The sequence below is a fragment of the Erwinia piriflorinigrans CFBP 5888 genome, assembly GCF_001050515.1.
Taxonomy (GTDB): domain Bacteria; phylum Pseudomonadota; class Gammaproteobacteria; order Enterobacterales; family Enterobacteriaceae; genus Erwinia; species Erwinia piriflorinigrans.
In genome coordinates this window covers 880,422-906,602 of the sequence record NZ_CAHS01000015.1, presented here as the reverse complement: position 1 = coordinate 906,602, position 26,181 = coordinate 880,422, and the positions used below count along the sequence as shown (strand labels likewise).

The 26,181-nt window shown below is 53.2% G+C and carries 27 protein-coding genes, 4 tRNA genes and 1 other RNA gene; 15 read left to right on the top strand and 17 right to left on the bottom strand.

What is annotated here, in order from left to right:
- Positions 1-347: 347 nt before the first annotated feature.
- Positions 348-1,256: an oxygen-dependent coproporphyrinogen oxidase gene (gene hemF, locus EPIR_RS12265; protein WP_023655731.1), complete on the bottom strand. Its 909-nt coding sequence runs from the start codon at positions 1,254-1,256 to the stop codon at positions 348-350.
- Between the two features lie 46 nt (positions 1,257-1,302).
- Positions 1,303-2,160, bottom strand: a complete 858-nt coding sequence (gene amiA / locus EPIR_RS12260) for an N-acetylmuramoyl-L-alanine amidase AmiA (protein WP_023655730.1) — start codon at positions 2,158-2,160, stop codon at positions 1,303-1,305.
- Positions 2,161-2,369: 209 nt separating this feature from the next.
- Between amiA and EPIR_RS12255 the strand changes: the two genes are divergently transcribed.
- From EPIR_RS12255 to EPIR_RS12210, 10 genes are all read left to right on the top strand, one after another.
- Positions 2,370-2,795, top strand: coding sequence for a GNAT family acetyltransferase (locus EPIR_RS12255; RefSeq protein WP_048697533.1), 426 nt, complete (start codon positions 2,370-2,372; stop codon positions 2,793-2,795).
- Positions 2,796-2,810: 15 nt separating this feature from the next.
- On the top strand, positions 2,811-3,272 hold the full coding sequence (locus EPIR_RS12250) for a DUF2919 domain-containing protein (protein WP_023655728.1): 462 nt from the start codon (positions 2,811-2,813) through the stop codon (positions 3,270-3,272).
- Positions 3,273-3,344: 72 nt separating this feature from the next.
- Positions 3,345-3,965, top strand: a complete 621-nt coding sequence (locus tag EPIR_RS12245) for an RpoE-regulated lipoprotein (protein WP_023655727.1) — start codon at positions 3,345-3,347, stop codon at positions 3,963-3,965.
- 291 nt (positions 3,966-4,256) lie between these two features.
- Positions 4,257-5,273 (top strand): sulfate ABC transporter substrate-binding protein, encoded by a 1,017-nt coding sequence (locus tag EPIR_RS12240; RefSeq protein WP_023655725.1) that lies wholly within the window; start codon positions 4,257-4,259, stop codon positions 5,271-5,273.
- Complete coding sequence (gene cysT, locus EPIR_RS12235) at positions 5,273-6,106, top strand: sulfate/thiosulfate ABC transporter permease CysT (RefSeq protein ID WP_023655724.1); 834 nt, start codon at positions 5,273-5,275, stop codon at positions 6,104-6,106. The genes EPIR_RS12240 and cysT overlap by 1 nt, the downstream gene beginning before the upstream one ends.
- Positions 6,106-6,981, top strand: a complete 876-nt coding sequence (gene cysW, locus EPIR_RS12230) for a sulfate/thiosulfate ABC transporter permease CysW (protein WP_023655723.1) — start codon at positions 6,106-6,108, stop codon at positions 6,979-6,981. The genes cysT and cysW overlap by 1 nt, the downstream gene beginning before the upstream one ends.
- Positions 6,971-8,059, top strand: coding sequence for a sulfate/thiosulfate ABC transporter ATP-binding protein CysA (gene cysA / locus EPIR_RS12225; RefSeq protein ID WP_023655722.1), 1,089 nt, complete (start codon positions 6,971-6,973; stop codon positions 8,057-8,059). Before cysW ends, cysA begins: the two co-directional genes overlap by 11 nt.
- A gap of 79 nt (positions 8,060-8,138) precedes the next feature.
- A complete protein-coding gene (gene cysM / locus EPIR_RS12220) occupies positions 8,139-9,020 on the top strand; it encodes a cysteine synthase CysM (protein WP_023655721.1) in 882 nt (293 codons plus the stop codon).
- A 181-nt stretch (positions 9,021-9,201) separates the two neighbouring features.
- A complete protein-coding gene (locus EPIR_RS12215; protein ID WP_023655720.1) occupies positions 9,202-9,882 on the top strand; it encodes a response regulator transcription factor in 681 nt (226 codons plus the stop codon).
- Positions 9,879-11,231 (top strand): ATP-binding protein, encoded by a 1,353-nt coding sequence (locus EPIR_RS12210; protein ID WP_023655719.1) that lies wholly within the window; start codon positions 9,879-9,881, stop codon positions 11,229-11,231. The genes EPIR_RS12215 and EPIR_RS12210 overlap by 4 nt, the downstream gene beginning before the upstream one ends.
- Before the next feature lie 149 nt (positions 11,232-11,380).
- Here EPIR_RS12210 and EPIR_RS18915 read toward each other — a convergent pair whose 3' ends face one another.
- The 7 genes from EPIR_RS18915 to cysZ all read right to left on the bottom strand — a co-directional run bounded on the left by EPIR_RS18915 (position 11,381) and on the right by cysZ (position 17,480).
- Entirely contained in the window at positions 11,381-11,554 is a 174-nt protein-coding gene (locus EPIR_RS18915) for a hypothetical protein (RefSeq protein ID WP_023655718.1), read from the bottom strand.
- A gap of 119 nt (positions 11,555-11,673) precedes the next feature.
- On the bottom strand, positions 11,674-12,219 hold the full coding sequence (locus EPIR_RS12205; RefSeq protein WP_072066032.1) for a hypothetical protein: 546 nt from the start codon (positions 12,217-12,219) through the stop codon (positions 11,674-11,676).
- A 181-nt stretch (positions 12,220-12,400) separates the two neighbouring features.
- On the bottom strand, positions 12,401-12,904 hold the full coding sequence (gene crr, locus EPIR_RS12200; protein ID WP_012440843.1) for a PTS glucose transporter subunit IIA: 504 nt from the start codon (positions 12,902-12,904) through the stop codon (positions 12,401-12,403).
- Between the two features lie 43 nt (positions 12,905-12,947).
- Positions 12,948-14,675 (bottom strand): phosphoenolpyruvate-protein phosphotransferase PtsI, encoded by a 1,728-nt coding sequence (gene ptsI / locus EPIR_RS12195; RefSeq protein ID WP_023655716.1) that lies wholly within the window; start codon positions 14,673-14,675, stop codon positions 12,948-12,950.
- A gap of 204 nt (positions 14,676-14,879) precedes the next feature.
- The gene (gene ptsH, locus EPIR_RS12190) at positions 14,880-15,137 is read right to left on the bottom strand and encodes a phosphocarrier protein Hpr (RefSeq protein ID WP_004158914.1); all 258 of its coding nucleotides are present in this window, start codon (positions 15,135-15,137) and stop codon (positions 14,880-14,882) included.
- A gap of 394 nt (positions 15,138-15,531) precedes the next feature.
- Positions 15,532-16,503 carry a cysteine synthase A gene (gene cysK / locus EPIR_RS12185; protein ID WP_023655714.1) on the bottom strand — a complete coding sequence of 324 codons (972 nt, stop codon included), beginning with the start codon at positions 16,501-16,503 and terminating at the stop codon, positions 15,532-15,534.
- Positions 16,504-16,718: 215 nt separating this feature from the next.
- Positions 16,719-17,480 carry a sulfate transporter CysZ gene (gene cysZ, locus EPIR_RS12180; protein ID WP_023655712.1) on the bottom strand — a complete coding sequence of 254 codons (762 nt, stop codon included), beginning with the start codon at positions 17,478-17,480 and terminating at the stop codon, positions 16,719-16,721.
- Between the two features lie 220 nt (positions 17,481-17,700).
- Here cysZ and zipA point away from each other — a divergent pair, with 220 nt between their 5' ends.
- The 3 genes from zipA to EPIR_RS12165 all read left to right on the top strand — a co-directional run bounded on the left by zipA (position 17,701) and on the right by EPIR_RS12165 (position 20,928).
- Positions 17,701-18,630: a cell division protein ZipA gene (gene zipA / locus EPIR_RS12175; RefSeq protein ID WP_023655711.1), complete on the top strand. Its 930-nt coding sequence runs from the start codon at positions 17,701-17,703 to the stop codon at positions 18,628-18,630.
- A gap of 65 nt (positions 18,631-18,695) precedes the next feature.
- Positions 18,696-20,708, top strand: coding sequence for an NAD-dependent DNA ligase LigA (ligA, locus tag EPIR_RS12170; protein ID WP_023655710.1), 2,013 nt, complete (start codon positions 18,696-18,698; stop codon positions 20,706-20,708).
- A 1-nt stretch (position 20,709) separates the two neighbouring features.
- Positions 20,710-20,928, top strand: a complete 219-nt coding sequence (locus EPIR_RS12165) for a DUF3820 family protein (protein WP_023655709.1) — start codon at positions 20,710-20,712, stop codon at positions 20,926-20,928.
- Positions 20,929-21,003: 75 nt separating this feature from the next.
- Here EPIR_RS12165 and EPIR_RS12160 read toward each other — a convergent pair whose 3' ends face one another.
- Positions 21,004-22,023, bottom strand: a complete 1,020-nt coding sequence (locus tag EPIR_RS12160; RefSeq protein ID WP_023655708.1) for a bile acid:sodium symporter family protein — start codon at positions 22,021-22,023, stop codon at positions 21,004-21,006.
- A gap of 94 nt (positions 22,024-22,117) precedes the next feature.
- Here EPIR_RS12160 and EPIR_RS12155 point away from each other — a divergent pair, with 94 nt between their 5' ends.
- Complete coding sequence (locus EPIR_RS12155) at positions 22,118-23,038, top strand: LysR family transcriptional regulator (RefSeq protein ID WP_023655707.1); 921 nt, start codon at positions 22,118-22,120, stop codon at positions 23,036-23,038.
- On the opposite strand, the gene EPIR_RS12150 is transcribed toward EPIR_RS12155, so the two are convergent.
- From EPIR_RS12150 to EPIR_RS12130, 6 genes are all read right to left on the bottom strand, one after another.
- Entirely contained in the window at positions 23,035-23,379 is a 345-nt protein-coding gene (locus EPIR_RS12150; RefSeq protein WP_023655706.1) for a FlxA-like family protein, read from the bottom strand. The two genes, EPIR_RS12155 and EPIR_RS12150, sit on opposite strands and share 4 nt — an antisense overlap.
- 166 nt (positions 23,380-23,545) lie before the next feature.
- Positions 23,546-23,670: non-coding RNA, RtT sRNA (locus EPIR_RS18305), on the bottom strand.
- Between the two features lie 30 nt (positions 23,671-23,700).
- A tRNA-Lys gene (locus EPIR_RS12145) sits at positions 23,701-23,776 on the bottom strand.
- Positions 23,777-23,780: 4 nt separating this feature from the next.
- Positions 23,781-23,856: transfer RNA gene (locus EPIR_RS12140), tRNA-Val, on the bottom strand.
- A gap of 30 nt (positions 23,857-23,886) precedes the next feature.
- Positions 23,887-23,962 (bottom strand) — tRNA-Val (locus tag EPIR_RS12135).
- 58 nt (positions 23,963-24,020) lie between these two features.
- A tRNA-Val gene (locus EPIR_RS12130) sits at positions 24,021-24,096 on the bottom strand.
- Between the two features lie 258 nt (positions 24,097-24,354).
- On the opposite strand from EPIR_RS12130, the gene gltX reads away from it, so the two are divergent.
- Entirely contained in the window at positions 24,355-25,764 is a 1,410-nt protein-coding gene (gene gltX / locus EPIR_RS12125) for a glutamate--tRNA ligase (protein ID WP_048697441.1), read from the top strand.
- 53 nt (positions 25,765-25,817) lie between these two features.
- Here the strand turns inward: gltX and EPIR_RS12120 are convergent, their stop codons facing one another.
- Entirely contained in the window at positions 25,818-26,168 is a 351-nt protein-coding gene (locus EPIR_RS12120) for a YfeC-like transcriptional regulator (RefSeq protein ID WP_023655704.1), read from the bottom strand.
- Positions 26,169-26,181 lie beyond the last annotated feature (13 nt).

The following is a 26,181-nucleotide window of genomic DNA, read 5'->3' as shown; positions in this document are numbered from 1 at the left end:
TCAGAGGGAGACAATAACGCGACCCGCCACGGCTGAATACGGTGAGGTAAACATTGCATCAGACCTGTAACAATGGAAATGCGTTTTCTCTGATTGTTGCGATGGGTTCGCCCAATGGTCCGGCTACAGAGCCAGAAATACCGTTACTAAAAGTGTAGCAGTTAGTGCAAAAAATGTGACGCGGATGACGGGCAGTGGCACATAAGGCTTAATTTTATGCTGTCACTGGAATGTTGGCGTCGGTGCGGATGTGGTAACCAGTGGATGCGGCGGGAGAAGGGAAGGAAGCAAACCGCCGCAGCTTGAATTGTTAACGGGCAGGCAGGGCACCGACCCGTTTTGTTAGCTTAAAGCCACTCTTTAACGACGATGAAATTACGGTAAAGCGCGGCTTCCGGGCTGCCTTCCAACGGCTGGTAATCATATTCCCAGCGCACCAACGGCGGCATCGACATCAGAATCGACTCGGTACGCCCGCCGGTTTGCAGACCAAACAGCGTGCCGCGATCCCACACCAGATTGAACTCGACGTAGCGGCCACGGCGGTAGAGCTGAAAATTGCGCTCGCGCTCACCCCACGGCAACGCTTTACGGCGCTCGACGATGGGCAGATAAGCATCGCAAAAGCCATGGCCAACCGCCTGCATAAAGCGGAAGCTCTGGTTGAATCCTTCGGCATTAAGATCGTCGAAAAATAGCCCGCCAATACCGCGCTGCTCGTTGCGGTGCTTCAGGTGGAAATAGTCATCGCACCATTTTTTGTAGCGTGGATACACATCCGCGCCAAAAGGCTGGCAGAGGTCAAAGGCCGTCTGATGCCAGTGCACGGCATCCTCGGTGAAGCCGTAAAATGGGGTGAGATCGAAACCACCGCCAAACCACCAAACCGGGTCAGCGCCGGGTTTTTCGGCGATAAAGAAGCGCACGTTGGCGTGGCTGGTGGGAATATAGGGGTTCTCCGGATGGATAACCAGCGAGACGCCCAGCGCTTCAAAGCTGCGCCCTGCCAGCTCGGGGCGATGGGCGGTGGCGGAGGCAGGCATCTCATCGCCGTGAACGTGAGAGAAATTAACGCCTGCCTGCTCAAACACGTGACCCTGACGCAGCACGCGGCTTCGTCCGCCGCCGCCGCCGGGGCGCTGCCAACTGTCCTCGACAAAGCGGGCGGTGCCGTCTGCCTGTTCCAGCTTCTGACAAATTTCATCCTGCAGGTTAAGTAAGAACTGTTTGACCTGGGCGATATCCGGTGTGTTCATAACAAGATCCTGTGCAAAAAGACGCACGGATTATACGTCATTTGCTTCAGCCTGTGCGTCTGGTCGTCTCGTATCGATCAAAAAAGCTCACGATACCCTCGGCGATGGCCCCGGCAATTTTCTGTCGAAACGCCGTGGTGCCAAGCAGTTTTTCTTCGGCGGGATTGGTAATAAATGAAGTTTCTACCAGCACCGAGGGAATCGACGGTGACTTCAGTACCGCAAAAGCCGCCTGCTCGGTATGCTGGCTGTGTAGATGGTGTACCGGGCGGATCTGTCCCAGCAGATGTTGCCCGAGGATCAGGCTGTTCTTAATGGTATCGGTTTGCACCAGATCAAACAGCACCTGCTGTAAATAGTGATCTTTGGCGGCGGCCTGCACGCCGCCGACCTTATCGGCGGCGTTTTCTCTTTGCGACAGATAGCGCGCCATCGTGCTACTGGCTCCTCGATTTGACAGGGCAAAGACGGAAGCTCCGTTGGCGCTTGGGCTGGTGTAGCCGTCGGCGTGCACCGACATGAACAGGTCGGCCCCGTGTTGATGGGCGATCTCGACCCGCTCACCCAGCGGAATAAAGTGGTCGCTTTCACGGGTCAGGCGAACCTCAATATGCGGATGAGCGCTAAGATGCTGACGGATATGGTTAGCGATCTCCAGCACCACATGCTTCTCTTCCGAGCCTTCGTGTCCCACTGCACCGGAGTCAATCCCGCCGTGGCCCGGATCGATCATCACGATTTTTTTGCCGTGAGTTGACGGCTCAACCGGGTTTTTTGGCGGGCGCAGCACCTGCTGTTCCGCCCAAGCGGGGGCTGGCCTGCTCGCCAGTAGCGCCAGCGCCAGCCCGGAGAGCAGAAGCTGGCGGCGGCTGGTCAGCGGCGTCATCTGGGATATTTTTTTCATCTCGGCGTCCGGTAAGCAAGTATATTCACTGTTATAGCGTAACTCGTTCACGGCGGCGAGAAGGGAACTATTTCAGGCTTTTACCAATTATTTCAGTCAGCTAACCGGTCTTATCATCTCTTTTTTTTCTTAATGCCTGCCAATGGACTTGCACAGGCAGAAGAATGCGTGATAATCAGCTAATTAAGCTAAATAACAGGCCAAATCTGATGGAAATTCGTGCATTCCGGCAAGATGATTTTGAAGAAGTGATCACCCTTTGGGAACGTTGCGATCTGTTACGCCCGTGGAACGATCCTGAAATGGATATTGAGCGTAAGTTGAATCACGATGCAGACCTGTTCCTGGTGGCCGTGGCTGGCGGTGAGATCGTCGGTACATTGATGGGCGGCTATGACGGTCACCGTGGCTCGGCCTACTACCTCGGCGTGCATCCGGATTATCAGGGGCGCGGCTTCGCCAACGCGCTGATTAACCGCCTGGAGAAAAAACTTATCGCCCGTGGCTGTCCGAAAATTAATGTGATGGTACGTGAAGAAAACGATGCGGTAACCGGGTTCTATGAAAAGCTGGATTATGAGACGCAGGACAGCCAGCTGTTAGGTAAGCGGCTGATTGAAGATCGTGAGTACTAATTTCTCATCATCTTTATGAAACGGTTAAATGTGAAATATCTTCCGGATGATTACGATCATAAAGGCCAGCTGCGGCTACCGCTCTCTTTTTGGGCGATATTGCTCTTGCAGGCGCGCACCTGGCTGCTGTTTACGATGGCGGGTGCTTCAGGGCAGCAGGGTTCGCAGCTGCTTGAACTCTGTTACCCGGATAAACACAGCTTCTGGCTGGGATTATGTCTGGGCGTGCCGGCCGTGTCAGGGCTGCTGTTAACCGGCTATCGGCAGCGTCTGCCGCGTCTTTGGCAGGCGTGGCGCTGGATATTGCTACTGACTCTGGTACTGACGTTGCTGTTACAGTGCGCACGATTGTGGCAGGACGATACTGGCGCTGCCGATCTGCTGCTACTGACATCTGTGCTGGACGGCATGGCACTGCTGGCGCTGATCTACTATCGACGGCTGCGCGACTGCTTCGATCCCGCTGAAAATCACTAAATAAAACTTTTATGCCGATTAGTACTCCAACAAGCTAATCAGGAAATCCTGTTAATACTATCTGGAGTTGTCATGAATATTACTCGACCAGCGTTGCTGGCAGGCTGTGTGCTGCTGGCAGGCTGCGCCACTTCCTCTTCCCAGCCCGCAAGCGCTTCTTCTGCAACATGGTGGAACCCCATCTCCTGGTCTTGGTCCAGCCTGTCACCGTTGAACTGGTTTTCCTCCCCCTTACAGGTCAGTGAGCAGGGGGTTGGCGGGATAAATGGCACAACTCTGCTACAGCAGCAGACACTGACTGACGGCCTGAATGGCAATTACCAGCTGCGACAAGGGATGCGTACCGCAGACGGCACTATTGTTCACTTCTGGCAGGCGCTGGACAGCGACAAGCAGGTGAAGCTGGAGTTGACCGGGCAGAGCACCGTCAGCCGTATTGATATCTCCGATAGCAAGATTGCCACCGCCAGTGGCGTGAAAACAGGCGCGCCGTTCAGCTCTCTGTACAAAAAGGCCTTTGATAACTGTCAGAAAGGGAGCGGGGCAGACAGCGCCAGCGTGGAATGTAAAGCGCCGGACAGTCAGCATATCAGCTACGTGTTTAGCGGCGACTGGCACGGGCCGGAAGGATTAATCCCTGCAGATGAAAGCCTACAAAACTGGACCCTGAGTAAGATTATCTGGCGGCGTTAGTTCAGCCGCAAACAGTGAGAGGCTGTTCAGCCTTCATTTCCCCGGCACTGAATCTGGCTGGTGTGCAATACGCTAAGTCGGATGTCGGGGGAAAGCCGTTTGCGACATATTCAATCTTTTATTGTCAGTTCCACGCCTTTCCCGGCTGCGACATAACCAATTCCACAGGCTTATAGCGTTTTCTCATTGCAAAGCACCAAACGGTATATAAAACCGCTACGTCTTTGCCTCAGGTTATCAATAAACTTAATGCACTTTTTCCGCTCAACTGGCTCATCTTCCGGGGGCATCATGACGTTACCGACGATCAAAAGAGTTGTATCAGCCAGTGCATTCTCGTTGCTGTTGAGTGCGGGCGTTCAGGCGACAGAGCTGCTCAACAGCTCATATGACGTCTCGCGTGAGCTTTTTGCCGCCCTGAATACCCCGTTTGAAACGCAGTGGGCGCAGGAGCATCCCGGAGATACGCTGACGATCAAACAGTCTCATGCCGGTTCGTCCAAGCAAGCGCTGGCGATTTTGCAGGGGCTTAAAGCCGACGTGGTCACCTACAACCAGCTGACCGATGTGCAGATCTTGCATGACAGGGGCAATCTGATCCCGGCCGACTGGCAACAGCGTCTGCCGAACGGCAGCTCGCCGTTTTATTCAACGATGGCATTCCTGGTGCGCAAAGGGAACCCAAAGCACATCCAGGACTGGAACGATCTGGTACGTAGCGATGTGAAGCTGATTTTCCCTAATCCGAAAACCTCCGGTAACGGGCGCTACACCTGGCTGGCCGCCTGGGGTGCGGCCGATCGTGCTGATGGCCATGATAAAGCGAAAACTGAAAAGTTCATGACGCAGTTGCTGAAAAACGTAGAGGTGTTTGATACCGGAGGCCGTGGAGCGACGACAACATTCGTCGATCGTGGCTTGGGTGATGTGCTGATCAGCTTTGAATCCGAGGTGAATACCCTTCGCGATCGCTATGTACAGGATGGCTATCAGGTGATTGTGCCGCCGACCAATATCCTGGCGCAGTTTCCGGTGGCCTGGATTGACAAAAATACCCAGCAGAATCATAGCGAAGAGGCCGCCAAAGCCTATCTTAACTACCTCTATACGCCATCCGCCCAGCAAATTATTACGCGCTTTTACTATCGCGTGGATAACCCGCAGCTGATGGCGCAGCAAAAAGATCGTTTCCCGCACACCGAGTTGTTCAGGGTCGAGCAGGCTTTCGGCAGTTGGGACGACGTAATGAAAACGCATTTCGCCAGCGGTGGCGAACTTGATAAGCTTTTATCGGCGAGGCGTGAGTGATGTTGGCAACACGGAGTAAACGCGTACTGCCCGGATTTGGTATCAGCCTGGGCAGCAGCCTGTTTTTCACCTGTCTGATCCTGCTGCTGCCGATTAGCGCCCTGCTGATGCAGCTTTCGCAGATGACGCTGGCGCAGTACTGGCAGGTGATCACTAACCCGCAGGTGATGTCTGCCTATAAAGTGACGCTGATCGCCGCCGGTGTCGCATCTGTTTTCAACGCGCTGTTTGGCATGCTGATGGCGTGGATTTTGACGCGCTATCGCTTTCCCGGCCGTGCACTGCTTGATGGGCTGATGGATCTGCCATTTGCCCTGCCAACGGCAGTGGCCGGGCTGACGCTGGCCGGGCTGTTTTCCGTCAACGGCTGGTACGGCCAGTGGCTGGCGCAGTTTGATATCAAGGTATCTTACACCTGGCTTGGCATTGCCGTGGCGATGGCGTTTACCAGCATTCCTTTTGTGGTGCGCACCGTGCAGCCAGTATTGGAAGAGCTGGGGCCAGAGTATGAAGAGGCCGCTGAAACACTCGGCGCGACGCCGTGGCAGAGCTTCCGCCGCGTAGTGCTGCCGGAAGTCGGCCCGGCTTTGCTGGCAGGAACGGCGCTTTCATTTACCCGCAGCCTGGGCGAGTTTGGCGCGGTCATTTTTATCGCCGGTAATATCGCCTGGAAAACCGAAGTGACTTCGCTAATGATTTTCGTTCGTTTGCAGGAGTTTGATTACCCGGCGGCCAGCGCGATCGCTTCCGTGATCCTGGCGGCGTCGCTGCTGCTGCTGTTTGCCATCAACACCTTACAAAGCCGCTTTGGCCGTCGTATTGGAGGTCACTAATGGCGGATGTTAGCGATTTTAAAAACCTGGGCCGGGCACGAGTTCAGTGGGGAAAATGGGCGCTGATAGGCACTGGCGCATTAATATCTCTGTTGTTGCTGGTCGTGCCGCTGGTGGCGATATTCGCCACTGCTTTCTCCGAGGGGTTACTCGCGACGTTCAGTAATCTGCGCGATGCCGATATGCTGCACTCCATCTGGCTTACGCTACTGATCGCCCTGATTGCGGTGCCGGTGAACCTGGTATTTGGTACGCTGCTGGCCTGGCTGGTCACGCGCTTTACCTTCCCAGGCCGCCAGCTGCTGTTGACGCTGTTCGACATCCCCTTTGCCGTCTCGCCGGTCGTGGCGGGTCTGATGTATCTGCTGTTCTGGGGAGTGAACGGCCCGGTTGGTGGCTGGCTCGATGCGCACAGTATCCAGCTGATGTTCTCGTGGCAGGGCATGGCGCTGGTGACGATTTTTGTTACCTGCCCGTTTGTGGTGCGTGAACTGGTTCCGGTGATGTTGAGCCAGGGCAGCCACGAAGATGAAGCTGCGGTGCTGCTGGGAGCATCCGGCTGGAAAATGTTCTGGCGCGTGACCTTGCCGAATATTCGCTGGGCGCTGCTTTATGGCGTTGTGTTGACCAACGCGCGCGCCATCGGCGAGTTCGGCGCGGTCTCGGTGGTGTCAGGGGCGATTCGCGGCGAAACCTATACGCTGCCATTACAGGTTGAATTACTGCATCAGGATTACAACAGCGTTGGCGCGTTTACCGCTGCTGCCTTGTTAACTCTGATGGCGATAGTGACGCTGTTTCTGAAAAGTGCCGTACAGTGGCGCTTAGAGAGCCAGCAACAGCGTTTGCAACGGGAGGGGAACCATGAGCATTGAGATCGGCAACATCAATAAATCCTTCGGCCGGACGAAAGTCCTGAACGATATCTCTCTGGATATTCCTTCCGGGCAAATGGTGGCGTTATTGGGGCCTTCCGGCTCGGGTAAAACCACGCTGCTGCGCATTATCGCCGGACTGGAAAACCAGAACAGCGGTCGTCTGAGCTTCCACGGCAAAGACGTCAGTCGGGTACATGCCCGTGACCGCCAGGTGGGATTTGTCTTTCAGCATTACGCGTTGTTTCGCCATATGACGGTATTCGACAATATCGCCTTTGGTTTGAACGTTTTGCCACGCCGTGAGCGCCCGTCAGCGGCTGACATTAAGCAGAAAGTGACCCGCCTGCTGGATATGGTGCAGCTGGGGCACCTGGCCGGACGTTTTCCGGCCCAGCTTTCCGGTGGGCAGAAACAGCGCGTTGCTCTGGCGCGTGCGTTGGCGGTAGAGCCGCAAATTCTGCTGCTGGACGAGCCTTTTGGCGCGTTGGATGCCCAGGTGCGCAAAGAGCTGCGCCGCTGGCTGCGCCAGCTGCATGAAGAGCTGAAATTTACCAGCGTGTTTGTCACCCATGACCAGGAAGAGGCGATGGAAGTGGCGGATCGCGTGGTGGTGATGAGCCAGGGTAATATTGAGCAGGTCGGTACGCCGGATGACGTATGGCGCGACCCTGCAACCCGCTTCGTGCTGGAATTCCTCGGGGAAGTGAACCGTTTTGACGGCGAAGTGCATGGTTCTCAGTTCCACGTTGGCGCGCACCACTGGCCGCTGGCCTATACCCCCGCGCATCAGGGGGGAGTGGAGCTGTTTCTGCGCCCGTGGGAAATAGACGTCAGTCGTCGGAGTAGCCTGGAAACACCACTGCCAGCCAGGATTGTAGAGATGAGCCCGCGCGGGCATTACTGGCAGCTGGTTCTGGAGCCAGCCGGATGGAGCGCCGAGCCGCTTACCGTAGTGATGGAAGGTGACCAGATTGCCCCGCAGCGCGGCGAACGTCTGTTTGTCGGCCTGCAAAATGCCCGGCTGTATCATGGCGATACGGCATTACGCCCGGTTGCCTTTGCTGAAAGCGCCTGATACTTTCCTTCTCTGACTCTTATTTCCGCAAGGGGCTGGTTGATGCCAGCCCCTACGACTTCATGCCGGGAAGCCTGACTTGATCACACTTGAAAACACGATTGGCAACACGCCATTAATCCAGTTACAGCGCCTTATGCCGGATAATGGCAGTGAGATATGGCTAAAAATGGAAGGTAACAATCCTGCCGGTTCGGTCAAGGATCGTGCGGCGTTATCCATGATCCAGCAGGCGGAATTGCGCGGTGAAATCCACCCTGGTGATGTCCTGATCGAGGCAACCAGCGGCAACACGGGTATTGCTCTGGCGATGATCGCCGCAATGAAAGGCTATGTGATTAAGCTCCTGATGCCGGAAAGCATGAGCGTTGAGCGCCAGGCGGCGATGCGCGCTTACGGGGCAGAGTTGATCCTTGTCAGCCGCGATCAGGGCATGGAGGGCGCGCGGGATTTAGCGCTGGAGATGGCCGCACGCAGTGAAGGCAAGGTGCTGGATCAGTTTAATAACCCCGATAACCCGCTGGGCCATTTTCTCACCACCGGGCCAGAAATTTGGCAGCAGACGGGCGGGCGTTTGACGCATTTTGTCTCCAGTATGGGAACTACCGGCACCATAACCGGCGTGGGGCGTTTTCTCAAACAGCAAAACCAGGCGGTGGAAATCGTCGGACTACAGCCGTCCGAAGGCAGCAGCATTCCGGGCATTCGCCGCTGGCCCGCAGCCTATGTTCCGGGCATTTTCCGCCCCGAACTGGTTGACCGCCTGTTAGATATGTCGCAACAGGAAGCAGAAGAGACCATGCGTCTGCTGGCCAGGAAGGAAGGCATATTCTGCGGCGTCAGCTCTGGCGGTGCCGTTGCCGGGGCGTTGCACATCGCCCGAGCTCATCCAGCCAGTGTGATCGTGGCTATTATCTGCGATCGCGGTGACCGCTATCTGTCAACCGGCGTTTACTCATAACGTCTTTGCGGATCGGCGTTAACTGCCGTTCTCACTGCGTGAATGCGCGTCACTTCACCCTCTGTCCGGTAAATAGCCGACGAGTGGTCTACTCTTGTCATACTGTAAGGATTGGGTAAAAGGGGCTGCGCGTTGCCCGTTAACAGGTGAAAATGACGTCTGTATCACAGAGAGATCGCGTATGAAAATTTTATTGGTCGACGACGACCTTGAGCTGGGCACCATGCTGAGTGAGTACCTGATTGCCGAAGGTTTCGATGCGTCATTAGTGTTAACCGGCAAAGCGGGAGTGGAAAGGGCGATTACCGGCGACTACAACGCGATGATCCTCGATATCATGCTACCGGATATGAGTGGCATTGATGTTTTGCGCCAGGTGCGACAGCACGGCCGTCTGCCGGTGATCATGCTAACGGCGAAGGGAGATAACATCGACCGCGTGATCGGACTGGAAATGGGGGCGGATGATTATATGCCCAAACCCTGTTATCCGCGTGAACTGGTCGCACGCCTGCGCGCCGTGCTCCGGCGTGTTGAAGAGCCGCCGGTTTCTGCAAAAAACACCGATGTGGTGGCATGGGGCGAACTGACGTTAAACCCGGCAACGCGCATCAGCGAATGGCAGAATAAGCCTTTTGATCTCACCGCGTCTGAGTTCAATTTGCTCGATCTGCTGTTGCGCTCCGCTGAACGTGTGGTATCGAAAGATGAGCTTTCGGAAAAGGGATTGGGCCGCCCGCGTGAGGCTTACGATCGCAGCGTGGACGTGCATATCAGTAACATTCGTCAGAAACTGGCGGCGTTAACCCATGATACGATCAATATCGAGACGGTGCGCAGTATCGGCTACCGTATCCGATGAAATCTGGCTTCCGTGGGTTTCTGTTCTGGAAAATCCTGCTGGGTTTCTGGTTGACCTTTATTGCCATTACGCAACTTCTGTGGCTGGGTTTTAGCTTATACGGCAAACATCATGAACCTCCGGAAAATCTTGCCACCAGACGGATGATTAATCTGCAAATGACCTCTGCCGTGTCCGTGTTGCAACGCGGTGGCCCGGACGCGCTGAATAATATGTTGGTGGACTGGCCGCCGGAGGATCGGCAGTTTTTTTCGGTGCAGCGAACCGATAGTTTGCCGCCAGCCGGGACGTTGCCGGATGAGCTGAATCAGGTTCTGCCACCTGGAGAATTCCCGGAGACGATCATCGAATCGGTGAGCGGGGCAGACGGACATCGCTATCAGCTGCGCTATAACGTGGCTGGTATGCGAGCGGATAGCGGTATGGCGCATCGACCGCACAGCATTCTTAATATGCCGCAGCCGCTGTTTATTGCCGGCGGTGTTTGCGGACTGTTATTCAGTCTGTTTCTGGCCTGGAACCTGACGCGTCCCATGCGTCAACTGCGAGCAGGCTTTGCCCGTGTCTCGAAAGGCGATCTATCCGTACGCCTGTATCCGCAAATGCGCCGACGCTACGACGAGCTGTCGGCGGTGGCGCAGGATTTTGATGCGATGGTGGAGCGGCTTTCGGTACTGGTCAGCGCGCGCGAAGAGCTGCTACACGACGTTTCTCACGAACTGCGTTCACCGCTGGCACGCCTGCAGCTGGCAACCGGGTTAGCGCGTCAGACGCCCAGCTCCGTTAGCGCTTCACTCGACAGGATCGATGAAGAGGCACGTCGTCTGGATAAGATGATCGGCGAGCTGCTTACCCTGTCGCGGGCGGAACATAAGGATCTGCCCGATGAACAATACCTGGATTTGCTCGGGCTGCTGGAAGCAGTGGCTAACGATGCGCGTTACGAGGCGCAGGTGCCGGGCGTTGAGATCTTGCTTGAAGCCGACAGACATCATGATTACACCGTCAAGGGGGATGCCAACCTGATTCGTTCCGCGCTAGAAAACGTGGTGCGTAACGCGCTGCGTTTTTCAACCCGGGGCCAACAGGTGCTGATTAACCTGCAACAGGAAAACGGCTGGCTGGTCATTGGCGTACGCGATCGCGGTCCGGGAGTGGATCCTGATAAACTTTCCAGTATTTTTGACCCGTTTGTGCGCGTCAATTCACCGTTGTCAGGCAAAGGCTACGGACTTGGCTTGTCCATTGTGCGTAAAGTGGTGATCGCTCACGGAGGGGAGGTCAGCGCGTTGAATGCTCGCGAAGGTGGTCTGGAGCTGATCATTCGTCTGCCGCATTGGGAGATTTAATCGGTCTGAATGAACGCCAGCTTTCTGGCACAGGTAAACCGGCTTTTGAGTTCAGATGTCGTGGCCAGGCAGCGTGTTCTCTGCGGTGGATGAACTGGCAGAAATGAATAAGACTCCCAATGGAAGTCTTATTCAGCATATTAAATGGATTAGCCTTGGTGGATCGCTTTTTCCATTTTCCTCGGGCCTACCAGATCCATTTCCTTCTCTTTGAGGCCTGATTTGGCAAGTTTATTGCCATCGATTGTTGCCCAAAAATCTAAGGAACGTTGAGTAGCGACCATCGCTGCCGATGAATCGATTTTTTTTATTTGTTTCAACATAACGCCTCCTCGTCGACTATTGACCATTTAGTATAATTTTACATCAGTGCTGCTCATTTTACAATTATTAGCCCTGTTCCCCTATTGGGGGTCAGATTACTCATCAAGGTCTGCACCACTCACCTTACTTTGAATGAGCTGTAGTATATCTGATACATTTGCCGACATTTATCGTGGTCATCCCATACCTGGGCGAAGCCATAAGACACATAACGTGGCTTCGCATCTGATGTCGGGTCTTGAATGTAAATCTCGCTAAGTTCTGCTACTTCGCAGAACGTTGTCGAGTAAATAAGCGCTATGATAAGCACTTTGCCAGTAAGTGCCGATGCCACAGCGCTGATGAAATTCTCTAACATACAGATAGAGAACTGTTCGCGGGACTCATCGTATTTACAGATAATCACGGCGTGTAACGCGTCCGGCTCGTCATGTTCGATAACCTTTAGCGATATGTTCGGTATGCCATTGTCGGCATCACCTCTGTATCGGTCCATTGCCCATGCCCAGTTGAGCACAGAGTTGTTGATACCTTCTTCGAGCTTACATTTATCGCCATTGCTCAACGTGGTGAGCGAAATAGTGTGCCAGCCAAAACGCTGAATAACATGTTGCGTTGTAATAAGACACCGATCGTGGATTTCATAAATGGATATATGGCTCATATTAGCCAAACTTCGTTAGCTAATTTTTCCCGAACAAGATAGCACAGGATTAGCACAGATAAGTTAACGAGGGAGTATAAGGTTGTCACTCGAGCGGATCTAAATATCGAATCATGGCAGTACGATTGTCCAAAAAAAAGCCCACTGAATGTATCCAGTGGGCTTTTTCTCAGGAGCGCGATTATTTTTTAATACGAATAACCGGGGTCTCACCGACCACAACGCTACCCGTCAACTTAACCAGCTCTTTGATCTCATCCATATTCGAGATCACTACCGGCGTCAGCGTTGATTTCGCTTTTTCTTCCAGCAAGGCAAGATCGAATTCGATCACTACGTCGCCTTTCTTCACTTTCTGCCCTTCTTCCGCGATACGCTTGAAGCCCTCACCTTTCAGCTCAACCGTATCAATCCCGAAATGGACAAAAAGCTCAATGCCGTTGTCAGATTCGATGGAAAACGCATGATTGGTTTCGAAAATTTTTCCGATGGTGCCATCAACTGGCGCAACCATTTTATTGCCTGTAGGTTTGATCGCGATGCCATCGCCAACAATTTTCTCCGCAAAAACCACATCCGGTACGTCTTCGATATTAACGATTTCGCCCGATAGCGGTGCTACGATCTCAATAGCACCCGATGCAGAATCTGACTTATCGCCAAAAAGTTTTGAAAACAACCCCATGTTCTTCTCCTAAGCAGTAATGTTGTGCCAGCGTCTCTCAGTTTCAGCAGAGTGTTTTTTCTTCGATGAACTTATTCACCAGGTTCATCAGTTCGTCCGCTGTCGGCTGAGCCAGAGCTTGCTCTGCTAACGCCTTCGCATCTTCAAAATTGGTATTACGAATAATTTTCTTGATGCGTGGGATAGAAATGGCACTCATGCTGAATTCGTCCAGCCCCATTCCTAATAACAGTAGTGTAGCACGTTCGTCACCTGCCAGCTCACCACACATGCCGGTCCACTTACCTTCAGCGTGAGAAGCATCAATAACCTGCTTAATCAGCGTGAGGACAGAAGGGGACATAGGATTATAGAGATGCGCAATCAGGTCGTTACCACGATCTACCGCCAGAGTATACTGTGTCAGGTCGTTTGTCCCAATACTAAAGAAGTCGACTTCTTTAGCCAGATGATGGGCAATGACCGCAGATGCTGGGGTTTCCACCATAATACCGACTTCGATCTGCTCGTCGAAAGCTTTACCCTCTGCGCGCAGCTGGGCTTTCAGGGTTTCCAGTTCAGCTTTCAGGAAGCGAACTTCCTCAACGGAGATCACCATCGGGAACATGATACGCAGTTTGCCAAAGGCAGAAGCGCGTAGAATAGCACGCAGCTGCGCATGCAGAATTTCGGTACGATCCATCGCAATACGGATGGCGCGCCAGCCGAGGAATGGGTTGTCCTCTTTCGGCAGGTTCATATATGGCAGGTCTTTGTCGCCGCCGATGTCCATCGTACGCACGATGACAGCCTGAGCGCCCACCGCTTCCGCTACGGCTTTGTAAGCCTGGAACTGTTCATCTTCGCTCGGCAGAGATTCCCGATCCATAAACAGGAATTCGGTACGGTACAAACCAACGCCTTCAGCGCCGTTGCGTTCTGCTCCCGCCACGTCACGTACGGTACCGATGTTGGCACAGACTTCAACCTGATGCCCGTCAAGAGTGATGGCCGGCAGGTCTTTCAGTTTCGCCAGCTCATTTTTTTCGCTGGTGTACTGATGCGCAACGGCTTTTAACTCGTCCACTTTTTCTGGCGTTGGGTTGATGTAAACCTGATTGTTCACGCCGTCAAGGATCAGGAAATCATCGTTTTTCACCTGGCTGGTGACGTCACCGGTGCCAACAATGGCCGGCAGCTCCAGCGAGCGAGCCATAATGGAGGTATGCGAAGTCCGACCGCCAATATCGGTGATAAAGCCTAATACTTTTTTCAGGTTCAGCTGGGCCGTTTCTGACGGAGTCAGATCTTTAGCAATAAGCAGAACTTCTTCGTTGATGGCGCTGAGATCGACGATGTGCAGACCGAGAATGTTTTGCAGCAGGCGTTTGCCGATGTCACGAACGTCGGCAGCGCGCTCTTTCAGATACTCATCATCCAGCTCTTCCAGCGCTTTCGCCTGGCCATCAATAACAGAAAAGGCAGCGGCGTCGGCGGTGGCGTGCTCATCTTTGATCAGCGCGATGATTTCCTGCTCAAGCTCTTCATCTTCCAGCAGCATGATATGCCCTTCGAAGATCGCTTCTTTCTCTTCACCGAAGGTTTCACCGGCTTTGATTTTGATCGCCGCAAGCTGCGTGGCAGCTTTTTGACGACCATCAAGAAAACGCTGAACTTCCTGATCGACCTGGTCGGCAGAAATCTTTTTCCGGTTAATAACAATCTCATCTTCTTTCAGCAGAAGCGCCTTGCCGAAAGCGATACCCGGTGATGCTAAAATGCCTGAAATCATAACCCTACCTTTTCTCTTTCTGATTATCGTCTGAAGAGGAATACACAGATAACTTCTGCGGTAGCCCACTCAGCGAGTCAGACGAATAATGCAAACCGATTTGTCAAATTTCGGTCATTTTACCAAAGCGATATCGCGAACTACCTGTCCGCGATCAACATTGCAATATTCTGTCTGAGTGTACTGCGCTGGATAGCGAACTGATTACTCAAGCTCGGCCATCAGTTTGACCAGATGCTCAACGGCTTTCTGCTCGTCTTCACCTTCTGCAGACAGGGTCACTACGGTGCCCTGCGTCAGACCCAGGGTCTGTAATTTGAACAGGCTCTTCGCGCTGGCAGATTTGCCGTTAGAAGTAACGGTGATGTCAGAGGCAAATGCCTTAGCTTCTTTAACGAACTGAGCAGCTGGACGAGTGTGCAGGCCATTTGGTGCAGTAATGGTGACTTCTTGCTGGAACATTATGTTTCCCCAACTTAATTAGGTTTGGTGTTGTTGATCTAAAGCCTGGCCAAAAATGGCGGGCTTTAACCTGTAGTGAGTCGCACTGGCAGCGTACAAAACCATGCCAAAAATGCGCTGGTAAGGTGGAGTAAAGGTTAAGAGAAAATTCTGGATCTTCGCCTCATTCATCCACTTCTCATTATGCCGCGATTTCTCTTGCTGCGCCAAATTAGTAAATCGATTCAGCCAGCTCTAATTTATGACCGATTAATTTTTCGGATCGAAATAATTGCCAGCTTAAATACCAGACGATGGAGGGTAAAATCAATCTTTCGAGTGATAAAAGTTTGACGCACTCCACAAAAAAGCACCCTCTCAGGTGCTTTTTTAGGCGGTTTGGCGTGCCCCGCGTTTACTGTTGCAGCTCTTTCTCGGTAAACAAATCGGCGAACAGTGCGGTAGACAGATAGCGCTCACCGGAAGAGGGAAGTACGACTACGATATTTTTGTCTGCGAATGCAGCATCTTCCTGTAACTTTAATGCGGCAGCAACGGCTGCACCCGAAGAGATACCGGCCAGAATACCTTCTTCTTCCATCAGGCGGCGTGCGGTTAAAATCGATTCTTCGTTGGTGATGGCGATAACGCGATCGATCAGGTTGAGCTCGAGGTTCCCCGGGATAAAACCTGCGCCGATGCCCTGAATTTTATGTGGGCCGGGCTTGATCTCTTCCCCTGCCAGCGCCTGAGCAATGACCGGTGAGTCGGTGGGTTCTACCGCAACCGAAATCAGATCTTTTTTACCTTTGGTATTTTTAAGGTAACGAGTGACCCCGGTTAGCGTGCCGCCAGTGCCCACACCGGCAATAAACACGTCGACTTCGCCATCGGTATCTTCCCAGATTTCCGGGCCGGTGGTCTTTTCGTGAATTTCTGGATTTGCCGGATTGCTGAACTGCTGCAACAGGACAAACTTATCTGGATTACTGGCGACGATCTCTTCCGCTTTGCTGATGGCGCCCTTCATGCCTTTGGCACCTTCGGTCAGCACCAGGTTTGCCCCCAGTGCTTTGAGTAATTTGCGGCGCTCGACGCTCATGGTTTCCGGCATCGTCAGCGTCAATTTATATCCGCGCGCTGCCGCAACGTAGGCCAGAGCAATACCGGTGTTGCCGCTGGTGGGTTCAACCAGCTCAATGCCCGGCTTCAGAATTCCGCGTTTTTCTGCATCCCAAATCATATTGGCACCGATACGGCATTTGACGCTGAAGCTTGGGTTACGTGACTCAACTTTTGCCAGAATGCGTCCATTACCGATACGGTTCAGTCGAACCAGCGGCGTATGACCGATTGTTAAAGAGTTGTCTTCATATATCTTACTCATAGCCTGTCCTTAACTGTATGAAATATTGGGAACACATAGAGCATACCTTGTTCAATCAGCCCGTGAAGTGAAGAAATCGAATATAGATATGTTTAGCAGAAATAAGCCCGACCGAAATGGCATAAGCCTGAAAAAAAGGCGAACCGGGCGGTGGTAACACCACCCGGAATGCCGTTTCGTTGCAAGGTAAATCGCCAGCGCGTGAATATCTTAACTTAACGAGACGCGCGCAGCTGTGAGCGGTAACGCTCTACCCACATGGCGGTGGCTCCGCATACCGCGACCGGCATGATCACCAGATTGAGGATCGGGATCATGGTGAACAGGCTGACCAAAGCGCCAAACTGCATACTCATGGTTTTGTTCTGCCCCATAGCGGAACGCATCTGGCGGAAGCTCACTTTATGATTGTCGAACGGATAGTCGCAGTATTGGATTGCCATCATCCACGCGCTGAACAGGAACCACAAAACCGGGGCGACGGTCTGCCCAAATCCCGGTAAAAAATAGAGCACCAGCAGCCCCAGCGCCCGTGGAAGATAGTAAGCCAGCTTTTGCCATTCACGTTTCAGAATACGCGGCAGATCTTTTACCAGCCCACTCCAGCCGCTGTCTGGCAGGGGATTACCTGCCAATCTTCCCTCAAGCTGTTCAGCCAGCAGTCCACAGAAAGGTGCGGCAATCCAGTTAGCGATGGTGGAGAAAAAGTAGCTGAAGACCAGAATGATTGAAAGCACCAGTAGTGGCCAGAGCAGATAGCTTAGCCACTGTAGCCAACCTGGCACCATCGCCATCAGCTCGGGGACCCATTGTCCCAGACGCTGGAATAGCCATATAAAGGCCCCCCCCATCAGGAGAATATTGACCAACAGCGGCATAATGACAAAACGGCGAATACCCGGCAGGCGGATCAGCTTCCAGCCGACGCTGAAATAGTGTACGCCGTTAGGTGACGGGTCAAAATTGTGTTGTGGCATGAACGGTATTTCTCCTTAATACGGGAAGGCTGTGGCTATCATAACCCACCTTTTTCTGCTCACCAGAGGCCGTGTGAGTAAAAAAACAGCAAATAAGTCCCCCAAAAGCGGGATATTTGTCAGAAAATAGTGCCCGGACTTGCACTTGTGTACTCTGGCAAATACAGTTAGAGGATAAAGTTTGCCGCGGTGGCAAGGTACTGGAACAACAGAGAATACAATGATGCAGGATTTGCGTCTGATATTAATCGTTGTTGGCGCGATCGCCATAATAGCGCTTTTACTACACGGCCTGTGGACCAGCCGTAAAGAGCGCTCATCCGTTTTTCGCGATCGCCCGCACAAGCGTTTAAAACAGGACAGAGAAGAAGCTTTCGAGGATGAAGATGAAGGCGTGGGTGAAGTGCGTACGCACCGTCCCTCCGCTGAAGCGTCGGAGCCTTCCCTGGGGGAATTGGAACCCGAAGATGCGCCTGCGCGTCACAGCAAAGCGCAGCCCGTGCCGGTACGCCATCAGCCTAAGGTCGATGAGCCGCAAGATGAGGACCCGTTGTTTGGTGGCGAGTCGTCACACAGCTCTCATCCGCAGCCCGAAACGCATAAGCCAGCTCGTCAGCCGGAAGTGAGCCGCCCGGCGGCTCCTCCAGCGGAAGAGGCTGCCCCGGTTGCACCAACAGCGCCGGTGCGGAGTCAGGAAGCGCCTGCACCAGAAGCGCGCGCCAAGCAGAAAGAGACCGTCCTGGTTCTCCACGTTTCGGCTCACGCTGGCGGGAGTATCGACGGTGAAGCGCTGCTGCAGGGCGTACTGCAGGCTGGTTTCCAGTTCGGTGAGATGAATATTTTCCATCGTCATCTTAACCCATCAGGCAGCGGCCCTGTGCTGTTTAGCCTGGCGAATATGGTGAAGCCGGGGTCGTTTAATCCAGAAAATATGTCTGAATTTTCCACTCCGGGCGTGTCCATCTTTATGATGGTGCCGTCTTATGGCGATGCCCATCAAAACTTTAAGCTGATGCTGCAATCCGCTCAGCGAATCGCTGATGATGTCGGCGGTGTCGTACTTGACGATGAGCGCCGTATGATGACGCCGCAAAAGCTGGAGACGTACAAAGCACGTATCCGCAACGTGATTGACGCTAACAGTCACTAAATCACCCTGACTAACCTCTCCAGGCCCCCGATCTTCGGGGGCTTTTTATCTCTAATGGTGCCGCTATGGAATCCGTACAAGACAAAATTACCCATTTGCGAACCCTGCTTCGCCATTATGAATATCAGTATCATGTGCTGGATGAACCGGCAGTACCGGATGCGGAATACGATCGCCTGATGGGCGAACTGCGGGAATTGGAAACTGAACATCCAGAACTGTTGACCACGGACTCACCGACTCAGCGCGTGGGGGCAGCCCCGCTCAGCGCTTTTGAACAGGTACGTCATGAAGTCCCTATGCTGTCGCTCGACAATGCTTTTGATGAAGAGAGCTACCTGGCATTTAACAAGCGCATACAGGATCGGCTAAAAAGCGGTGACGATCTCACCTTTTGCTGTGAGCTGAAGCTGGACGGCCTGGCGGTCAGTTTGCTGTATGAGCAGGGTGAACTGGTACGGGCAGCGACCCGTGGCGATGGCACCACCGGAGAGAATATTACCGCTAACGTGCGCACCATCAGAGCTATTCCACTACGTCTGAGCGGTGACAACATTCCTGCACGTCTCGAAGTGCGTGGCGAAGTGTTCATGCCGCTGGCAGGGTTCGAGCACATGAACGATCGAGCGCGTCGCGGTGGGCAAAAGGTGTTTGCTAATCCGCGTAATGCCGCCGCCGGTTCTTTGCGCCAGCTCGATCCGCGTATCACCGCGACACGTCCGCTCACCTTCTTTTGCTACGGCCTCGGCCTGTTGGAAGGGGGCGAAATGCCGCGCAGCCATATGGGGCGTCTGCAACAGTTCAAGGCCTGGGGGCTACCGGTTAGCGACCGCGTGCGCCTTTGTCACAGCCCGTCAGAGGTTCTGGCCTTCTATCATCAGGTTGAGGCAGATCGTCCGGCGCTCGGCTTCGATATTGATGGCGTGGTGATTAAAGTGGACAGCCTGGAGCAACAGGAGCAGCTGGGTTTTGTCGCACGGGCGCCGCGTTGGGCCGTGGCGTTTAAATTCCCTGCGCAGGAGCAGATAACAACGGTACGTGACGTCGAATTCCAGGTTGGTCGTACCGGAGCCATTACCCCGGTTGCCAGGCTGGAACCGGTGCTGGTCGCCGGAGTGATGGTGAGTAATGCCACCCTGCACAACGCCGATGAAATTGAGCGACTGGGGCTGAAAATCGGCGATCGCGTGGTTATTCGTCGCGCCGGAGATGTTATTCCCCAGGTCATGAGTGTGGTGGAGTCTGCCGACGGCGCGCGTGAGATTGTTTTTCCAACGCACTGCCCGGTGTGCGGTTCGGACGTGGAGCGTGTCGAGGGCGAAGTGGTGGCGCGTTGCACCGGTGGCCTGATTTGCGGCGCGCAGCGCAAGGGAGCTTTAAAACACTTTGTTTCACGCCGGGCGTTGGATATTGACGGCATGGGTGAGAAAATTATCGACCAGCTGGTGGATAAAGAATATGTCAAAAACCCGGCAGAGCTGTTTGAGCTGACGGCGGGTAAGTTGACCGGACTTGACCGTATGGGGCCGAAATCGGCACAGAACGTGGTGGACGCGTTGGCGAAAGCGAAGCAAACCACCTTTGCCCGTTTCCTGTATGCGCTTGGCATCAGCGAAGTTGGGGAAGCAACTGCGGCTAATCTGGCGGCTCATTTTGGCACGCTGGAAGCGCTGATGGCAGCCGATATTGATGCGCTGATGGCGGTACAAGATGTCGGTAAAGTGGTTGCCAGCCATGTGCGCAACTTCCTTGATGAAGAGAGTAACCGCGAAATTATCCGCCTGCTGGTGGAGAAAGCCGAGGTGAGCTGGCCAGACGTGGTGGTGGTCAAAGCGGAAGAGATCGACAGTCCATTTGCCGGGAAAACCGTGGTACTGACGGGTTCACTGAGTATCCTTTCCCGTGATGATGCCAAAGAGCGTTTGCAGGCATTGGGTGCTAAGGTCAGCGGCAGCGTGTCGAAAAAAACCGATCTGGTTATCGCCGGAGAAGCCGCAGGCTCTAAGCTGGCTAAAGCCCAGGAGTTGGGGGTTAAGGTGATAGATGAGCAGGAAATGATGCGTTTATTCGGTGAGTGACATGGAAAAACAGCACCTGATTGAAATGGCCAACACCGTCATGCCCTTTGGTAAATACAAAGGTTGCGTTTTGATCGATCTACCGGAGGAGTATCTGCTGTGGTTTGCCCGCAAGGATGAGTTTCCTCAAGGACACCTCGGCGAACTGATGCAGATGACTTTAGCCGTAAAAATTGAAGGATTAGAGGGATTGATCAAACCGCTGAAGCAGCCGCATTAAAATCGGTTTTTTGACCCTGAGCCGCCAGACATCCTCAAAGGCCGGGTGCAATCTCTGCCCCCGGCCTTACTACCATTATTTCCGCTGTCCGACTAACGCCTGGCTATTGGCTTCTTCCTGCTGAAGGAGCCGTTTCTCTTCGGCCTTTCGATAACGCTGTGCCAGCATTGAACAGACCATCAGCTGTACCTGATGGAAAATCATCAGTGGCAGCACGATAATCCCGACTGCGGCAGAAGGGAACAGGATATTGGCCATCGGCACGCCATTGGCCAAACTCTTTTTCGAACCGCAGAACAGAATGGTGATTTCATCGGCGCGGTTAAAGCCAAACAGACGTGCGGCAGTGAGGTTAATCGCCAGTACCACAAAGAGCAGGGCCAGGCTGCCGACAACAATCCACACCAGCGTCATCACGCCTACCCGATGCCAGATACCGTTCACCACCGCTTCACTAAAGGCCGAATAGACCACCAGCAAAATCGAAGCCTGGTCAGTTTTACCAATCAGGCCACGATTTCTCTCCACCCAGTTCGCGATCCAGCGGCGGGATAAATGCCCGACAATAAACGGCACCAGCAGTTGCAGCATAATCTTACCAATTTGTTCAAGGCTGCCACCCGGAACATCGCTGTGTACATTCATCAGCAGGCTGACCAGCAAAGGGGAGATAAACACCCCCAGCAGGCTGGACGCCGATGCGCTGCACACCGCCGCCGCAACATTGCCTCCGGCCAGTGACGTCAGGGCTATCGACGACTGTACGGTGGCAGGGAGTATCGACAGATACATAAAGCCGGTATAGATTTCATGGCTTAATTGCAGGGGATGCCACCAGACAAACAGCACACCCAGCGCGGGGAACAGCACAAAAGTACTGAACATCACCCATAAATGAAGACGCCAGTGTCCACCACCGGCAATGATTTTTTCGCGTGACAGTTTTGCGCCGTGCATAAAGAACAGCAGGGCAATAGCAGCGGTAGTCAGCCACTCAAATACTTCAATAAAATGACCGCGAGCGGGCAGAAACGATGCCAGCAGCACGGTGATGATCAGTTTCAACATCAGTGGATCGATACGGAAAATACCCATTGTTAATACCTGGTTAAAAACAGATAGGGCTATTGTGCGCCGCACGGTTTTAGAAATAAAATTAATTTATTGAATTCATATATGAGAAAAAAAGATGAATTACACATTACGTCAGCTGCGCGTCTTTGTTGCCGTCGCCCGGCAGGGAAGTTTCAGTCAAGCAGGGCAGTTAATTGGGCTAAGTCAGTCTGCCGTCAGCCACAGTATTAAAGAGCTGGAGGGCGAAATGGGGATTCGTCTGCTTGACCGCACTACGCGTGAAGTGTTGTTGACTGAGGCAGGTGAACAGCTTGCCAGTCGTCTCGAACGGATGCTGGAAGAGCTGAATACGACTCTCCTCGACGTGCGCAGCTACGGGCAGCAGCGTAGTGGAACGGTACGGGTGGCTGCCAGTCAGACCATTTCTGCACATCTGATGCCGCAGTGTCTTGCCAGCGGTCAGTTACACTACCCGGAGATCAAAATCATGCTGCGTGACCGCCCGCAGCAGTGGGTTTTACAGAGCATTCGTCATGCGGAGGTTGATTTTGGCATTGTGATCGGGCCGTTGCAGGCAGACGATTTGCAGTGTGAAGCGATTCTCGAAGAACCATTCCTGCTGCTGTGCCGACAGGACGATCCTTTGGCGCAACGGCAAACGATTTACTGGCCCATGTTGAATCAACGCACGCTGGTGTTACAGGACTACTCATCCGGTAGTCGGGTGCTGATCGATGAAGCGCTACGGTTGCAGCAGGTGCAGGTTGAAATTGTCCAGGAAATAGGCCATCCAGCCACGCTCTATCCTATGGTCGAAGCCGGGATTGGTATCAGTATCCTTCCCGCGCTGGCGCTGCCATTACCGCAAGGCAGACCGCTGATGGTGAAACGCATCTTACCGGAAATAAATCGCACCATTATGCTGGTGAGGCGTAAAAACCGCTCACTGACGCCAGCCGCAGAGGTCATCTGGCAGGAAGTGCGCCAACAGGCTGAGGTGCTGACACAACAACGTGCCAACACCTCACCATTTTAAATATAGACGTTTAGTTTATTCGTTTCTGTCGGGCGGTTGACGCCATCGGCAACTTTGCTGCTACCGCTGTCTGCCGCTTTGTTTTCTTGCTGTTGCTCGGCTGCCTGCTGTTGCTGCTGTTGTTGAATCTGTGCCAGCTGGGCTTCCAGCATGGCTATCTGACTTTCTATCATCTGCTGCTGTTCTGCTTTCTGCTCTTCCGTCAGAGACGTTTCATCGCCGAGGTTTTTAAGCTGTTCTTGCAGTTTGATAATTTGTTTGTTGATGCTGGCCGTTTGCGAAACTGAACCGCTTCCTGCAGAACCGGTGGATACGCTGGTACTGCCACTTATTGCTGTCATCTTTCTCTCCTGTTGTGATTAACCCTATGGGTTATCGGAGTGAAACGCCCCAGACTTGAGGTAGGAAATCGTAAAATAAGTGATAAGAAAATGAAAGGAAGGCGGGATGGCTCGGCTTTGCCTCGCCTGAATAGCAAAAAGGCGCCTTCAGGGCGTCTTTCTACATTGGTGGGTCGTGCGGGATGACTTCGGCTGCGCCTCGCCCTACGGGTCGTTGCCGCTGGCAACGCTGTCTCGCTGCGCTCGACTCGACCTGCTGCAGGTTCAAACCCTGCCCGAATCTGCATGGCAAAAAGGCGCCTTTAGGGCGCCTTTCTACATTGGTGGGTCGTGCAGGATTCGAACCTGCGACCAATTGATTAAAAGTCAACTGCTCTACCAACTGAGCTAACGACCCGATATGGTGGGTGATGACGGGCTCGAACCGCCGACCCCCTCCGTGTAAAGGAGATGCTCTACCAACTGAGCTAATCACCCATATCGTACTGCAACCGGAATAAGGAAATATGGTGGGTGATGACGGGCTCGAACCGCCGACCCCCTCCGTGTAAAGGAGATGCTCTACCAACTGAGCTAATCACCCATACTACGATATCCGGGTACTGCTTTTTCTATCTTAGCGGGCATCATTCATTAAAGAATGGTGGGTGATGACGGGCTCGAACCGCCGACCCCCTCCGTGTAAAGGAGATGCTCTACCAACTGAGCTAATCACCCCCGCTGTGTGGAGTCGCATTATAGGGAAGCCGTGATATGAGTCAACGCTTTTTCAGCGTAAAAGGTGTGTTCGTCGTAAAAATAGCCACCATGTCTTCATTTCAGCCAAAAACAGAGAGTTGCCAAAAGAATTGCACGTCAGGAGCGACCCGCAAACATGGATTGGCGTTGAGGATTCGCCCGCAGGTGTTAGAATGTGTCCCACTAAAATTCTGTGCTGACTCAGGCCAAAGCCTCCGCGTAATAAGGCATTCATTAATGAAAATCAAAACCCGCTTCGCTCCCAGCCCAACTGGCTATCTGCACGTTGGCGGCGCTCGTACCGCATTGTATTCATGGTTGTTTGCCCGTAATCAGGGCGGTGAGTTCGTGTTGCGTATTGAAGATACCGACCTGGAGCGCTCAACTCAGCAGGCTATCGATGCCATTATGGATGGCATGAACTGGCTTAACCTCGACTGGGATGAAGGCCCGTACTACCAGACTAAGCGTTTTGACCGTTACAACACGGTTATCGATCAGATGCTGGAAGCCGGTAGTGCCTATAAATGCTACTGCTCGAAGGATCGTCTGGAAAAACTGCGAGAAAACCAGATGGCCAACGGCGAAAAGCCGCGTTATGACGGCCGCTGCCGTGACAGCCATGAACATCATGCGGAAAATGAACCTTGCGTCGTGCGTTTCCGCAACCCGCAGGAAGGTTCAGTTATCTTTGACGACCAGATCCGCGGCCCGATTGAGTTTAGTAATCAGGAGCTGGACGATCTGATTATTCGCCGTACTGACGGTGCACCAACCTATAATTTCTGCGTGGTTATAGACGACTGGGATATGGAAATCACCCACGTTATCCGTGGTGAAGATCATATTAATAACACCCCGCGTCAGATCAACATCCTGAAAGCAATTGGTGCTCAGGTGCCGGTTTATGCGCACGTATCGATGATCCTGGGCGACGATGGTAAGAAATTGTCAAAACGCCACGGCGCAGTAGGGGTAATGCAATATCGCGATGATGGCTACCTGCCCGAAGCGTTGCTGAATTATCTGGTGCGTCTGGGATGGTCCCACGGCGATCAGGAAATCTTCAGTATTGATGAAATGAAAAAGCTGTTTGATCTAGATGCAGTGAGCAAGTCTGCCAGTGCCTTTAATACTGAAAAGTTGCAGTGGCTGAATCATCATTATATCAATTCCCTGGCTCCAGAATATGTGGCGACTCATCTCCAATGGCACATTGAACAGGAAAAAATTGATACCCGCACCGGCCCGCAGCTGTCACAGCTGGTGAAGCTATTGGGTGAGCGTTGTAAGACCCTTAAAGAGATGGCCACGTCCTGTCGCTATTTCTATGAAGAGTTCGACGAGTTTGATGCTGACGCCGCGAAGAAACACCTGCGCCCGGTGGCACGTCAGCCGCTGGAAGTCGTACGTGATAAGCTGGCTGCCATGAACGACTGGACGGCAGAAAGTGTTCATCATGCCATTCAGGCAACGGCTGATGAGCTGGAAGTGGGAATGGGCAAAGTGGGGATGCCACTGCGCGTTGCCGTGACCGGAGCGGGACAGTCTCCGGCGCTGGACGTGACCGTACATGCTATTGGTCAGACACGTAGCGTGGCGCGTATTGAAAAAGCGCTGGCCTATATCGCCAACCGCGAAGCGTAATAGTTATTAAAGTGCAATAAAAAAACCGGCCATTATTTTGGCCGGTTTTTTTACTAACTATCAATTCCTAACCGCTGCAATATCCCCTGAATGCCCTCACGTAACAGCATCGCTGCCAGCTTCTCCTGTTCTTCACTACTCAATTGTTGTACCGAGGTGACTAACAGTGCAGGCAGTGAATTTTGATTCACACGGTAGTGAGCGCCTGGCTCTGTGGCATGTCGTGTGGATTTGAGGAAGATTTTGACGCGTTCATCAATATGGATCATACGCGCTTTTCCACCCTGAACTCCGGGTTTCGGTGCGGTAGTCCAGTTCTCTTTCTTGACCCACTTATTAATTGTCTGTCTGCTGAAACCTGTTTGCTGTGCCAGTTCTTCCGGCGTTAACCAATCCTTTTTCATTTTGTATATCCCT